The 13,512-nt window shown below is 75.1% G+C and carries 9 protein-coding genes; 8 read left to right on the forward strand and 1 reads right to left on the reverse strand.

Annotated features, from left to right (window positions below; genetic code table 11):
* Nucleotides 1-105: 105 nt before the first annotated feature.
* Complete coding sequence (locus ACZ4NB_RS30370) at nt 106-1,122, forward strand: LysR family transcriptional regulator (RefSeq protein WP_467666254.1); 1,017 nt, start codon at nt 106-108, stop codon at nt 1,120-1,122.
* Here ACZ4NB_RS30370 and ACZ4NB_RS30375 read toward each other — a convergent pair.
* A complete protein-coding gene (locus ACZ4NB_RS30375) occupies nt 1,079-3,088 on the reverse strand; it encodes an asparagine synthase-related protein (RefSeq protein WP_467666255.1) in 2,010 nt (669 codons plus the stop codon). The genes ACZ4NB_RS30370 and ACZ4NB_RS30375 overlap by 44 nt on opposite strands.
* Nucleotides 3,089-3,426: 338 nt before the next feature.
* On the opposite strand from ACZ4NB_RS30375, the gene ACZ4NB_RS30380 reads away from it, so the two are divergent.
* The 7 genes from ACZ4NB_RS30380 to ACZ4NB_RS30410 all read left to right on the forward strand — a co-directional run bounded on the left by ACZ4NB_RS30380 (nt 3,427) and on the right by ACZ4NB_RS30410 (nt 13,200).
* Nucleotides 3,427-4,863, forward strand: coding sequence for a nitrate/nitrite transporter (locus ACZ4NB_RS30380; protein ID WP_467666256.1), 1,437 nt, complete (start codon nt 3,427-3,429; stop codon nt 4,861-4,863).
* A gap of 238 nt (nt 4,864-5,101) precedes the next feature.
* Nucleotides 5,102-6,292: a uroporphyrinogen-III synthase gene (locus tag ACZ4NB_RS30385; protein WP_467666257.1), complete on the forward strand. Its 1,191-nt coding sequence runs from the start codon at nt 5,102-5,104 to the stop codon at nt 6,290-6,292.
* A gap of 211 nt (nt 6,293-6,503) precedes the next feature.
* Complete coding sequence (locus ACZ4NB_RS30390; RefSeq protein ID WP_467666258.1) at nt 6,504-7,175, forward strand: CGNR zinc finger domain-containing protein; 672 nt, start codon at nt 6,504-6,506, stop codon at nt 7,173-7,175.
* Nucleotides 7,176-7,275: 100 nt separating this feature from the next.
* Entirely contained in the window at nt 7,276-7,815 is a 540-nt protein-coding gene (locus tag ACZ4NB_RS30395) for a sigma-70 family RNA polymerase sigma factor (protein ID WP_393499281.1), read from the forward strand.
* Nucleotides 7,812-8,552 (forward strand): anti-sigma factor family protein, encoded by a 741-nt coding sequence (locus ACZ4NB_RS30400; protein ID WP_467666259.1) that lies wholly within the window; start codon nt 7,812-7,814, stop codon nt 8,550-8,552. Before ACZ4NB_RS30395 ends, ACZ4NB_RS30400 begins: the two co-directional genes overlap by 4 nt.
* Before the next feature lie 131 nt (nt 8,553-8,683).
* Nucleotides 8,684-11,146, forward strand: coding sequence for a HelD family protein (locus ACZ4NB_RS30405; protein ID WP_467666260.1), 2,463 nt, complete (start codon nt 8,684-8,686; stop codon nt 11,144-11,146).
* Nucleotides 11,147-11,766: 620 nt separating this feature from the next.
* A complete protein-coding gene (locus ACZ4NB_RS30410) occupies nt 11,767-13,200 on the forward strand; it encodes an NAD-dependent malic enzyme (protein ID WP_467666261.1) in 1,434 nt (477 codons plus the stop codon).
* The last annotated feature ends 312 nt before the right edge of the window (nt 13,201-13,512 follow it).

Raw genomic sequence — 13,512 nt, forward strand, 5'->3', positions numbered from 1 at the left:
CGGACCCCGCTCCCGGTCCAACACCTGATCGGCGCCCATTGACGCGCCTGTGTTGTCAATCGGGGCGAGGGGTGCGGCGGGTGCGGGCACTGCCAGGATGGCCGGATGCCGTCCGCCATCGATCCGCGTCTGCTCCGGGCGTTCGTCGCCGTCGCCGAGGAACTGCACTTCACCCGCGCCGCCGGGCGGCTCTACGTCGCCCAGCAGGCGCTCAGCCGCGATATCCGGCGCCTGGAGCGGGAGTTGGGGGCGGCGCTGTTCGTGCGCACCACCCGCCAGGTGGCGCTGACCGCGGACGGCGAGCGGCTGCTGCCGTACGCGCGGCGGGTGCTGGCCGCGCACGAGGAGCTGGCGGCGGCCTTCGGCCCGGCCCCCGAGCGGCCGCTGCTGGTCGACGTCGGGGTCCCGATCGGCACCGCCCACCGGGTGCTTCAGGAGGCCAGGGACCGGGTCCCGGACAGCTGCGAGCTGATCGCCCGCTTCCACAGCGGGCTGACGGGCGCCGCGGCACAGCTCGCGGACGGGCGGCTCGATGTCTCCTTCGGGCGGTACGCGGGCCTGCCGCCCGCCGTCCGGGCCGGCCTCGCCCACCAGCCGGTGCGGCTGGAGCCGATGGCGGTGCTGCTGCGCGCGGACCATCCGTTGGCCGGTGACCGTGCGGTCCGGCTCGCGGAGCTGGCCGGCGAGACGCTGTACGCGGCGGCCGGGAACCCGCAGACGGCGGAGTGGACGGATCTGGCGGCGCGCCTCTTCGCCGGGCGCGGGATCGCGATGGCCGAGCCGTTCCCGGAGATCGAGGGGTCGCAGGAGTTCGTGCGGGTGGTGCGCAAGCGCGGGTGGTCGGTGCTGGCGAGTGCGGAGTTCATCGAGGTGCCGGGGATGGTGCTGCGGCCGCTGGTCGACCCCGTACCGCTGTCGCCGGTGTCGATGGTGTGGCGGCGGGGGCTGCGGCACCCCGGGCTGGCCGCGCTGCGGGCGGTGGCCGGGGAGTTCGCCCGGCGGGGCGGGTGGTTGTCGGTCCCCTCCGGCGGATGGCTGCCGCCGGAGGACGCGGCGGTGATGGGGGTGGCCGGGGCGGTCAGCGCCGGGCCGCGGGACGCACCGGCCGCGCCGGGGAGCTGAGGGCCGGGCGCGGCACCTCGGCTGCGGGCGTGCGGACGGGGGCCTGCGCGCGCAGCCAGTACTCGGTGGCGAGGGTGGGGTCCAGGGCGGCCGGGGCATGCGGGTCCGGCCGGAGGGCGGTCAGGTGGCGGTGCAGCACGTCGGGCCGGATCAGGCCGCGCCCGGCCAGTAGCGAGTCGTCGCACACGGCGGCCAGGGCGCCCCGGTGGGCGCGCAGCCCCGCCCGCACCTCGGCGTCCGGCCCGGCCGCGGTGTCGCGGGAGAGCACCGCGCCGGGGACGATGCCGCGCAGGGCGCGGGTCAGCAGCGGGGCGTGGACGCCGGGCCGGGCGCGGTCGGCGAGCCGCAGGGTGAGCGCCGCCTCGATGACGGCGTCGTCCAGGAACGGCGCCTCGTAGCCGATGCCGTGGGCGAGGGCCAGGGCGCCGAGGCCGCGGACGGTCTCCCCGGCGCGGACGGCGGCGCGGAGGGTCTCGTGCTGGGAGCGCAGCGGGGCGAGGGGCTCGGGGGCCTCGGCCGCGGCCTCGCGCAGCAGCCGGCGGACGGTGGCGACGGCGTCCGGGTGCGTCCAGGGCGGCAGGGCCGCCCGGATCTCCCAGTCGGCGCCGGTGGTCCGGGGCCCAGTGGCGGCCGCCCGCGGTGCGCCGGCGGCCAGCCACCGCGGGTAGGAGCGGCCGCCCAGCAGGGTGCGCAGGGTGTCGCGGGCCTTCCATTCGCACAGGTGGTGGGCCGTCCAGGCGCGCCGGGCCGCGGTGCGCGGGTCGCTGCGGGCCAGGGAGTTCAGGGCCGCCGGGCGGTGGGCGAAGAGCGCGTCGCCGCCGATGCCGGCCAGGTGCAGCCGGGAGCCGCGCGCGGCGAGCAGGCGGGCGAGGTGGGTGAGGCGGGCGGCCTCGCGGAAGGCGGCGAGCGGGGCGGCCGGGTCGGCGGGGGTGGTGTGGTCGGGGTCGTCGGGCGGGGTGTACCAGGTGGGGGCGCCGGCGTAGGGCACGGTGAGGTGTGCGCCGTCGCAGGGGCAGGACCGCCGGCAGCCCTCGCGCCCGGTCGGCTGGGTGCGCTGGTGCGGTACGGCGCCGGGGCGGGCCGCGGCGCGGGCGCCGCCCGCCGGGTCGCCGCCGCGGTGGCGGGGCCCCCAGGACGCGGTGAGCAGGGGGACGTCCTCGCGGGCGGCGAGGAAGCACAGGCCGGCGGAGTCGGCGGGGCCCGAGAGGTCGGTGCTGAGCGTGCCGCGGCTCCCGGACGCGGCACCGGCGGCCCGCGCCACGCGGTGGGCGCGGGCGCCGACCGCTTCGGTCAGGGCCCGGCGCACGGTCTGCGCGGCCTGCTCCAGCGGGACGTCCGGCTCCGGCGGCTGCCACCAACGGGCCACGCTGTGGCGCCCGTTGGCGTACAGGGTGAGGTGGTGGCCCGGGGGGACGGCGAGTACCGAGCGCCACAGCGGGCGCAGGGAGAGGGGGAGCGGCGCGAAGGGGAACAGCAGGCGCAGCGCCAGCGACTCCTCGTCGATCAGACCGGCACCGGGGGCGCCGGACGGGGCGCGCGTCCGGGCCGCGGCGCGGGCGAGCGCGGCCAGGTCCTGGGGCCGGTTGCCGGCGACGGTGACGCCGCCGATCCGGGCGTGGTGGATCTGGTGGACGGTGGCGAGGTCGCCCCGGCAGCGCAGATCGCCCTCGGCGGCGGTCAGCAGGACGTGACTGCCCGGGATGCGGCGGGCGCGCTGCCCGACGCCGTCGAGGTGGCCGGGGCCGGGCAGCAGCCGGGCCAGTGCGCCGGGGTCCGCCGAGGCGGTGCCCAGCAGCACCGCGCGGCGCGGGCCCGCCTCGGCCGTCACCGCCTCGTCGGCGCTCCAGTGGCCGACGATCCAGGGCCGCCCCGAGGGGTGGGCGAGGACGTGCGCGGGCGGGCCGGTCGGCAGGAGGCGGCACAGCGCGTCGCCGGCGGGGTGATCGGGGAAGACGAGGAAATCCACGGTGGGGGAGCACTCCACTTGGTGCGCGGTGACGGGACACCAGGCGCCGCGCACCGCCGGGCACGGTCCGTGCCGAGGGCGGGAAGCGGCGCATGGGACCGAAATCCTGACAGTGTCCACGTCAATTGCCATTGCCCCGAACGAGTGGTGAAAGGGAGCATGCGAGGCATTTCGGGGCGCTTGCCGCCGGTGCGTACGCCGTGGTGTCCGCCGTCGCTCACGTGCCGTCCCCGCTCCCGGTGAGCGCAAGGTTTCCCGGCGGTCACCTCCCTGCCACGGCACCGGAAACCGGCCGTCCCTACCTTCGGGGCAGATGACCCGACTCCCTGGGAGGCGCGATGACGGCCGAGGCCGCGGGCACCCGTAACGACAGTCCTGACCACGGCGGTAACGAGGCACGCACGCGGCGCGGCGGGCGGTGGATCGAGCACTGGGAGCCGGAGGACGAGGGGTTCTGGCGGGAGACCGGCGAGCGCGTCGCCCGGCGGAACCTGGTGTTCTCCGTGCTCTGCGAGCACATCGGGTTCTCCATCTGGAGCATGTGGTCGGTGATGGTGCTGTTCATGGGGCCGCAGTACGGCATCGATCCGGCCGGGAAGTTCTTCCTGGTGGCGATGCCGACGCTGGTGGGCGCGGTGCTGCGGGTGCCCTACACCTTCGCGGTGGCGCTGTTCGGGGGGCGCAACTGGACGGTGATCAGCGCGGCGATGCTGCTGGTGCCGACCGCGGCGGCCGCGCTGGTGATGGAGCCGGGCACCTCGTACACCACGTTCATGCTGGTCGCCATGGTGGCGGGGGTCGGCGGCGGGAACTTCGCCTCGTCGATGACGAACATCAACTCCTTCTTCCCGCTGCGCGAGAAGGGCTTCGCGCTGGGCCTGAACGCCGGCGGCGGCAACATCGGGGTGCCGGTGATCCAGCTGCTGGGGCTGCTGGTGATCGGGACCGCCGGGGCCGGGCACCCGCGGGTCGTGCTGGCCGTCTACGTGCCGCTGATCGTGCTCGCGGCGGTGCTCGCGGCGCGGTTCATGGACAACCTCGCCCCGGTGACGAACGACACCGGAGCGGCCCGCGACGCCGTCCGGGAGCCGCACACCTGGGTGATGTCGCTGCTGTACATCGGCACCTTCGGGTCGTTCATCGGCTACAGCTTCGCCTTCGGCCTGGTGCTCCAGATCCAGTTCGCCCGCACACCCCTTCAGGCGGCGTCGCTGACGTTCATCGGGCCGCTGCTGGGGTCGCTGATCCGGCCGGTCGGCGGGCGGCTCGCGGACCGGTTCGGCGGCGCCCGCATCACGCTGGGGAACTTCGCGGCGATGGGGCTGGCCACCGGCGTGGTGATCTACGCCTCGGCGGCGCGGTCGCTGCCGGTGTTCCTCGTCGGGTTCATCGCGCTGTTCGTGCTGTCGGGCCTCGGCAACGGCTCCACGTACAAGATGATCCCGGGGATCTTCCAGGGCCAGGCGCTGCGGCGCGGACTGGTGGGCGAGGCGGCCGAGGCCCACGGGCGGCGGCTGTCGGGCGCGGCGATGGGGCTGATCGGGGCGGTCGGCGCGCTGGGCGGGCTGGGCATCAACCTCGCCTTCCGCCAGTCGTTCGCGGCGACCGGTTCGGGCACGCCCGCGTTCGTGTCGTTCCTGGCCTGCTACGTGGTGTGCGCCGCGGTGACCTGGGCGGTCTACCTGCGCCCCGCGGCCCGCGCACGGCGTACGGCACCGGCGGCGACGGCGGCGGCCGCCGACGGGGAGCGGCGCCCGGTCTACGCGGAGGTCTGAGCCGGTCGGCGCGGTCGGCGGTCGTATCCAGGCCGCCGTGTCGCGCCCCTCGCGGGGCCTTGTACGCGGCGCGCGGCCGGCCGCCGCGCGCCGCGTACGTAACCGCGGGGAAATACTGGAGGACCGAGCCTGTCACGTGCCGTTGGCAGCCTTGGCACCCTGGCACGCCGTGCCGCCCGAGCCGCGGCGGCCGGTGCGCGAGCACGCAGCACAACCTCTCTGGGCGGAGCGGGCCACCATGCACGATCAGCAGCACAAGCAGGACGAACAGGGGCGGACGGAGCCGGAGGCGGGGACGGCGGTCCGGCCGCTGGACGGGTTCACGGTCGGGGTGACCGCCGCCCGGCGGGCCGAGGAGCTGGGCGCGCTGCTGGAGCGGCGCGGCGCGCAGGTGCTGCACGCCCCCGCGCTGCGCATCGTCCCGCTGCCGGACGACGCCGAACTGCTCGCCACGACCCGGGACCTGATCGACCGCGCCCCCGACGTCGTCGTGGCGACCACCGCCATCGGCTTCCGCGGCTGGATCGAGGCCGCGGAGGGCTGGGGCCTGGGCGAGGCGCTGCTGCACCGGCTGGCCGGTGTGGAGCTGCTGGCGCGCGGACCGAAGGTGCGCGGCGCGATCCGGGCCGCCGGGCTGACCGAGAAGTGGTCACCGGCCTCCGAGTCGATGGCCGAGGTGCTCGATCGGCTGCTGGCCCAGGGAGTGGGCGGCCGCCGGGTCGCCGTCCAGCTGCACGGGGAGCCGCTGCCGGGGTTCGTCGAGGCGCTGCGGGCCGGCGGCGCGGAGGTGGTCGGCGTCCCCGTCTACCGCTGGATGCCGCCGGAGGACATCGGTCCGGTCGACCGGCTGCTGGACGCGGTGGTCTGCGGCGCCGTGGACGCGGTGACCTTCACCAGCGCGCCGGCCGCCGTCTCGCTGCTCCACCGCGCCGCGGAGCGCGGCATCCAGCCGGAGGTGCTGACGGCGCTGCGGCAGGAGGTGCTGCCGGCGTGCGTGGGGCCGGTGACCGGGCTGCCGCTGGAGGCGGCCGGCGTCGCCACCCTCCAGCCGGAGCGCTTCCGGCTCGGGCCGCTGGTGCAGCTGCTGTGCCGGGAACTTCCGGGCCGGGTACGGCCGTTGCCGGTGGCCGGGCGGCGGCTGGAGATCCGCGGGCGGGCCGCCGTGGTGGACGGCGCGCTGCGGCCGGTGCCGCCGGCCGGGATGGCGCTGCTGCGCGCGCTGGCCCGCCGACCGGGCTGGGTGGTCTCCCGCGCCGAGCTGCTGCGCACCCTGCCGGGCGCGGGCCGCGACGAGCACGCGGTGGAGACCGCGATGGCCCGGCTGCGGGTGGCGCTGGGCGCGCCCAAGCTGATCCAGACGGTCGTCAAGCGGGGCTACCGGCTGTCGGTCGATCCGCACGCCGACACCGACAAGTACGACGGCGCGTAGGGGGCGTCTCGCCGATCTGCGGGGGCGCCTGCGCGAACGGCCCGTCGTCCGCCCGCGGCGGGGCGCCGTCGCGGCGGCCGGGCGGCGGCCGCCTTCCGGAGGGTTCCGGCCGGACCGCGCGCCGGGCACTCTGGGAGCACACGCGTGGCGGGTTCCCGGGCCCGGTTTCGGCCCCGGCCCGCCGGAGTAGGCCCTAAGGAGTGACAGGCACATGGCGGCGCCTTGCGACCTGCGGTTCGACTGCGGGCGGATCTGCCTGGATCTGGTGGCCACGGCCGGCGGTGCCCCGGCCGAACGCCTCACCGGCCCCGAGCAGTTGGCGGCCTGGCTGGTCGGCGCGGGGCTGGTGCCGCCCGGCGCGCCGCTGGAGGGCGTCGACGGCCGCTGGGTCGCCCGCTTCCGGGCGCTGCGCGCTCTGCTGCGCCGGGTGGTGCACGACGAACTGCGGGGCCGGGCGGCGGACGGCGACCTGACGCTGCTCAACTCCGCGGCCGCCTCCGGGCAGCCGCCCGCCGCCCGCGCCGTGCGCACCGCCGACGGCGCCCTGGCCCGTGCGCTGACCGGCCCGCCGGACTGCGCCGGGCTGCTGGCCGCGGTGGCCCGCGACGCGGTCGGGCTGCTGACCGACGCGGCGGCGCGCGGGCAGTTGCGCCAGTGCGCGGGCGAGAGCTGCTCGCTGGTCTACCTGGACACCTCGCGCGGCCGGCGCCGCCGCTGGTGCTCCAGCGAGGTCTGCGGCAACCGGGCGCGGGTGGCGCGGCACCGCCGGCGCACGAGGGTGCGCCGGACCGAGACCGCACCCGCCGCACCGCCCGCCGCACCGTCCCGGGCCGAGGTCCCCGCCCCCGCCCCCGCCGCGAGAAATATTTCGGCCGACCGCTGAACACCCCGCCCGTAGCGTCCGTACTCCTCACCGCAAGTCCGATTCATGGCCAGGTCCCCGGCGATCTTGGGCGATCCGCGCTATCGACCCGGGAGTTGGAGTGCGTAAGGATGCCGTCGTGGCAGACAGGACGACACCTGACGAGGAGCTCATGCGAGCCCTCTATGACGAGCACGCGGGCCCGCTCCTCGCCTTCGTCCTGCGTCTGGTGGCGGGCGACCGCCACCGCGCGGAGGACGTGGTGCAGGAGACGCTGGTGCGGGCCTGGCGCAACGCGGAGCAGCTGCAGCGCGCCACCGGCTCGATCCGGCCCTGGCTCGTGACCGTCGCGCGGCGGATCGTGATCGACGGGCACCGCAGCCGCAAGGCCAGGCCCCAGGAGGTCGATCCGACGCCACTGGAGATGATGCCCGCCACCGATGTGATCGACCGGGCGCTGCGGCTGATGACGATCTCCGAGGCGCTGGGCGACCTGAGCCAGGCGCACCGAGAGGCCCTTGTCGAGACGTACTTCAAGGAGCGTACGGTCAGCGAGGCGGCGGAGGTGCTGCGCGTGCCGGCCGGGACCGTGCGGTCCCGGGTCTTCTACGCGCTGCGCTCCCTGCGGCTCTCGCTTGAGGAACGAGGAGTGACGGAGTGACCCCGCCCACGCAGCCGGACCGGCACACCGACGTCGGCGCCTATGCGCTGGGCGTCCTGGACGCCGCCGACGCGGAACGGTTCGAGGCGCATCTGGTCGGCTGCGACCGGTGCGCCGCCGAACTGGAGGAGCTGATGGGCCTGCCGCCGGTGCTGGCCGAGTTCAAGGCGTCCGCCCCCACTGTGGAGACGATCACCGCGGTGCCCGGCCCCGGAGTGCTGGAGGGGCTGCTCGACGAGGTCACCGTGGCGCGCCGCGGCCGCGCCCGGCGCCGGCTGTTCCTGGTCGCCGCCGCCGCGGTGCTGATCGTCGGCGGACCGCTCGCCGCGCTCTCCCTGAAGGGCGGCGAGCCGGAGAAGCCGGCGCCGCCGCTGGCGAGCGCCGTCCGGGCCCAGTACGCCGAGGGCGAGCAGGTCCGCTCCGTCGACCCGGTCACCAAGGTCTCGGCGGGCGTGTCCATGGCGCCCCGCACCTGGGGCACCCAGGTCGTCCTCGAACTCGCCAACGTCAAGGGGCCGCTCAGCTGCGACCTGGTCGCGGTCGGCAAGGACGGCCGCCGGCAGACCGTCACGACCTGGGCGGTCCCCAAGGGCGGCTACGGCATCGAGGGCAGCGCCGCGAAGTGGAACCGCGAGCCCCTCTACGCGGCCGGCGGCGCGGCCCTCGGCCGCGGCGACATCGACCACTTCGAGATCAACACGCTGGAGGGCAGGCGGCTGGCCACCGTGAAGGTCTGAGGCGCCCGATGTACCGGCCTGAATCAACATCCGACCAAATCCGCCCGACTTTGTCCCTTTCACCAGGTGCGCGCGGTCCCTGGTTCGCGTACGGTTGACGGCTGCCCTACGCACAGCAGAAGGGGGCCTGGGTGGCCGCGCAGAACGCCACGCACGCACCGGATCACGCATCGGATTCCGTTCGCGACCGCGAGATCGAAGCCGAGCAGACGCATCTGGACCGCGTCTACCGGCGCCTTGAGGAGAAGATCCACGAGGCGGAGTTCCTGATGGACGACGCCGCCAAGCGCGGCCAGGTCGGCACGCCCGGCGCGCTCGCCGAGCGCGACGCGCAGGTCTTCCAGGCCGGCGTCCATCTCCACCGCCTCAATTCCGAGTACGAGGACTTCCTCTTCGGCCGGATCGACCTGCTCCTCGGCAAGGACGGCAAGAAGGGCCCGGACGGCGCCTACACCTCCGTCGAGCCCGCCGACGGCGCCATCGAGGACAACCGCGCCGAGATCGCCGAGACGCTGCACATCGGCCGCCTCGGCGTGCTCGACGCGGACTACTCCCCGCTGGTCATCGACTGGCGGGCGCCGGCCGCCGCGCCCTTCTACCGCGCCACCCCGGTCGCCCCCGGCCGGGTCGTCCGCCGCCGGGTGATCCGCTCCAAGGGCCGCCGGGTCCTCGGCGTCGAGGACGATCTGATGCGCCCGGAGGTCACCGCGACGCTGGACGGCCGGGAGTTGCCGGCGATCGGCGACGGCGCGCTGATGGCGGCGCTCGGCCGGGCCCGCAGCCACACCATGCGGGACATCGTCGCCTCCATCCAGGCCGAGCAGGACATGGTCATCCGCGCCCCCGCCGCCTCCGTCACCGAGGTCGAGGGCGGGCCCGGCACCGGCAAGACCGCGGTCGCCCTGCACCGCGCCGCCTACCTCCTCTACCAGGACCGGCGCCGCTACGCGGGCGGCATCCTGATCGTCTCCCCGACGCCGCTGCTGGTCGCCTACACCGAAGGCGTGCTGCCCTCCCTCGGCGAGGAGGGCCAGGTGGCCATCCGGGCGCTGGGCTCGCTCGTCGACGGCGCCGAGGCGACCGCCTACGACCCGCCGGCGGTCGCCCGCGTCAAGGGCTCCTCGCGGATGCAGAAGCTGCTGCGCAAGGCCGCCCGCGGGGCGCTGGAGCTGGCGGCACCGGCGGCGGAGCCGGCACCGGCCGCGGGCGGCGCCCAGCTGTCCCTGGAGGACCTGGCCGCGGCCGCCCCCGAGGCCGCCCCGGGCCGCCGCACCCGCGGCGGATCCGCCCGGCCCGCCCCGGCCCGGCTGCGGGTCGTCGCCTTCGGCGGCCGTATCGAGCTGGACGCCGACGAGCTGCACGCCATCCGGCAGTCGGCCCTCGGCGGCACCGCCCCGGTCAACCTGCTGCGCCCGCGCGCCCGCCGGCTGATCCTGGACGCCCTGTGGGCCAAGTCCGGCGCCGGCCGCCGCTACACCGACCCCGAGCTGGCCGCCGAGGCCCGTGAGGGCTTCGACGAGGACATCACCGCCGAGACGGACTTCCAGGAGTTCCTCCAGTCCTGGTGGCCGGAGCTGACCCCGCGCGCGGTACTGGCGTCGATGGCCGACGAGCGGCTGCTGGGCCGCTTCGCGCGCCGTCTGCTCAACCCGCGCGAGGTGCGCCAACTCGCCCGCTCCCTGCGGCGGTTGGACGAGCGGGGCCAGGGCCCGCTGTCGGTGCACGACATCGCGCTGCTGGACGAGCTGCAGCTGATCCTCGGCGCGCCCGCGCGCCCGCCCCGCCCGCGCGAGGCCGACCCGCTGGACCACCTGTCGGGCCTGGAGGAGCTGACGACCTTCGCGGACCGCAGCGGCGGCGGCCGCGGCCGCCGCGAGCGGCTGGAGGAGGAGCGCACCGACTACGCCCATGTCATCGTCGACGAGGCGCAGGACCTGACGCCGATGCAGTGGCGGATGGTCGGCCGCCGCGGGCGGCACGCTACCTGGACCGTCGTCGGCGACCCGGCGCAGTCGTCGTGGTCCGATCCGGACGAGGCCGACCTCGCCCGCCGCGAGGCGCTCGGCACCCGCCCGCGCCGCCGCTTCACGCTCACCGTGAACTACCGCAACCCCGCGGAGATCGCCGACCTGGCCGGCAGGGTGCTGGCGCTGGCGATGCCCGGCATGCAGTCGCCCAAGGCGGTCCGCTCCACGGGTATCGAGCCCCGCTTCGCGGTCGCCGCGGACGGGGACCGGGCGGGCCGCGGCGCAGAGGAGGCGCTGGCGTCGGCCACGGTGGCGGAGGCCGAGCGGCTGCTGGGCGAGGTGGACGGCACGGTCGGCGTCGTGGTGGCGATGAACCGCCGCGAGCAGGCCCGCCGTTGGCTGGCCCCGCTGGGCGACCGCGTGGTGGCGCTGGGCTCCCTGGAGGCCAAGGGCCTGGAGTACGACGCCACGCTGGTGGTCTCGCCGGCCGAGATCGCCGACGAGTCCCCGGCCGGCCTGCGGGTGCTCTACGTGGCGCTCACCCGGGCCACCCGGCAGCTGACCGTGCTCTCCGTCGACCGCGACCAGCCGGACGCGGCCGGGGTGCCCGACCTGCTGCGGGACTAGGGCCTGTCCGATGGGTCGGGGTCGGAAAGGCCGCGGCGTCTGGTGCGGTGCATCGCAAGGCGCCGGAGCGTCTCGATAGCGGAGCTGTCGGGATGATTCGGCAACGCCGCGAGGTGCCGTGCCAGGCGTTGCGGGCCCGGCCAGGACCCATCGGACAGGCCCTAGGGGTGCGGACCGCCGTACGGGCGGTCTTGAAATCGGTGCCCCGCGACGGGATTCGCTTCCGGAGATGGTTTGTTAGCCTGGGTGACGGCACCGGCTCGATCCAAGCCCCCGGGCCCAACCATCGTCGCTACGAGCGACCACTTGCCGCGAGGCGAGCATGGCGGGTCGGTGTCGCCAACGTCGGCTGCGGGCGTCTCTCCACTGGGAGAGGCGCCCGCAGCCGTTTTCGCGCGTTTTCGCGTGGCGGTGCTGATGTTTCGCGTGGCGGAACTCACGCCTGCCTCGGAGGGGTTCCGTCCGCCCGATCATCTCTCGTATGGTGGAAGTCGTTTTCCGGCTACACCTACCGCGCGCGAACAAAACGTTCGCAATACGGGGCGGCTACCACGTACTCAGCGGTAGGTGCGACGATCGGACGCGATCCAGCGACACGGTGAAAGCAGAGGAAGTCGGCCATGGCAACGGCGCCCAGCGTCTCCTACTCGATGACGGTCCGGCTGGAGGTGCCCGCGAGCGGAACCGCGGTCTCCCAGCTCACCACGGCCGTAGAGTCCCACGGAGGCTCGGTGACCGGCCTCGACGTCACCGCGTCCGGACACGAGAAGCTCCGCATCGACGTCACGATCGCGGCGACCTCCACCGCCCACGCCGACGAGATCGTCGAGCAGCTGCGCGGCATCGAGGGCGTCTCGCTCGGCAAGGTCTCCGACCGTACGTTCCTGATGCACCTCGGCGGCAAGATCGAGATGTCGTCCAAGCACCCGATCCGCAACCGCGACGACCTGTCCATGATCTACACCCCCGGCGTCGCCCGGGTCTGCCAGGCCATCGCCGACAACCCCGAGGACGCCCGCCGCCTGACCATCAAGCGCAACAGCGTCGCGGTCGTCACCGACGGCTCCGCGGTGCTGGGCCTGGGCAACATCGGCCCCAAGGCCGCGCTGCCCGTCATGGAGGGCAAGGCGGCGCTCTTCAAGCGCTTCGCCGGCATCGACGCCTGGCCGATCTGCCTGGACACCCAGGACTCCGACGCGATCGTGGAGATCGTCAAGGCCATCGCCCCCGGCTTCGCCGGCATCAACCTGGAGGACATCTCCGCCCCCCGCTGCTTCGAGATCGAGGCGCGGCTGCGCGAGGCCCTGGACATCCCGGTCTTCCACGACGACCAGCACGGCACCGCCATCGTGGTGCTCGCCGCGCTCACCAACGCGCTGCGCGTCGTCGGCAAGAAGATCGCGGACGTCCGCGTCGTGATGTCCGGCGCCGGCGCGGCCGGCACCGCCATCCTCAAGCTGCTGCTCGCCGCCGGCGTCCGGCACGCCGTCGTCGCCGACATCCACGGCGTGGTGCACGCCGGCCGCACGGACCTGGTCGACGCCGACCCCGACTCGCCGCTGCGCTGGATCGCCGACAACACCAACCCCGAGGGCGTCACCGGCACCCTCAAGGAGGCCGTGGTCGGCGCGGACGTCTTCATCGGCGTCTCCGCGCCCAACGTCCTGGACGGCGACGATGTCGCCAAGATGGCCGACGGCGCGATCGTGTTCGCACTTGCCAACCCCGACCCCGAGGTCGACCCCGCCATCGCCCGGCAGACCGCCGCCGTGGTGGCCACCGGCCGCTCCGACTTCCCGAACCAGATCAACAACGTCCTGGTGTTCCCCGGCGTCTTCCGGGGCCTGCTCGACGCCCACTCCCGTACGGTGAACACCGAGATGATGCTGGCCGCGGCCGGCGCCCTCGCGGACGTCGTCCTGGAGGACGAGGTCAACCCGAACTACATCATCCCCAGCGTCTTCAACGAGAAGGTCGCGGGCGCGGTGGCCGGTGCGGTGCGGAACGCGGCCAAGGGCGGCGACGCGGCTGTGACGGCCACCACGGCGCTCTGAGAACGGCGCGTCGCGCGACACGCCCTCGTTGGGGGCCCCATAGGGTGTGGCGGACAAATGTGTGGCCGCCGCCTTCTGGGGCCGGTACGGAGCGGGATCGGCACGGAGCGTCACCACGTGCAGTCAGTGGCGCTTTTCGTGTGACCCTGCTGGGTGCCGGATTGGCTTTACCGCCGCAGGTAGGGGCAGGATGCGTAACCGGGCGAGAGGGTCTGGCACCAGACCTGGGTCCGGAGAGTGTCCGAGGACCCTGGCAGCATCGGCTTCGCTGTGCCCTACATGCGGCTCATGCCGCGTGGCACGCCTCATTGG

The organism is Streptomyces sp. NPDC026575 (assembly GCF_055567415.1).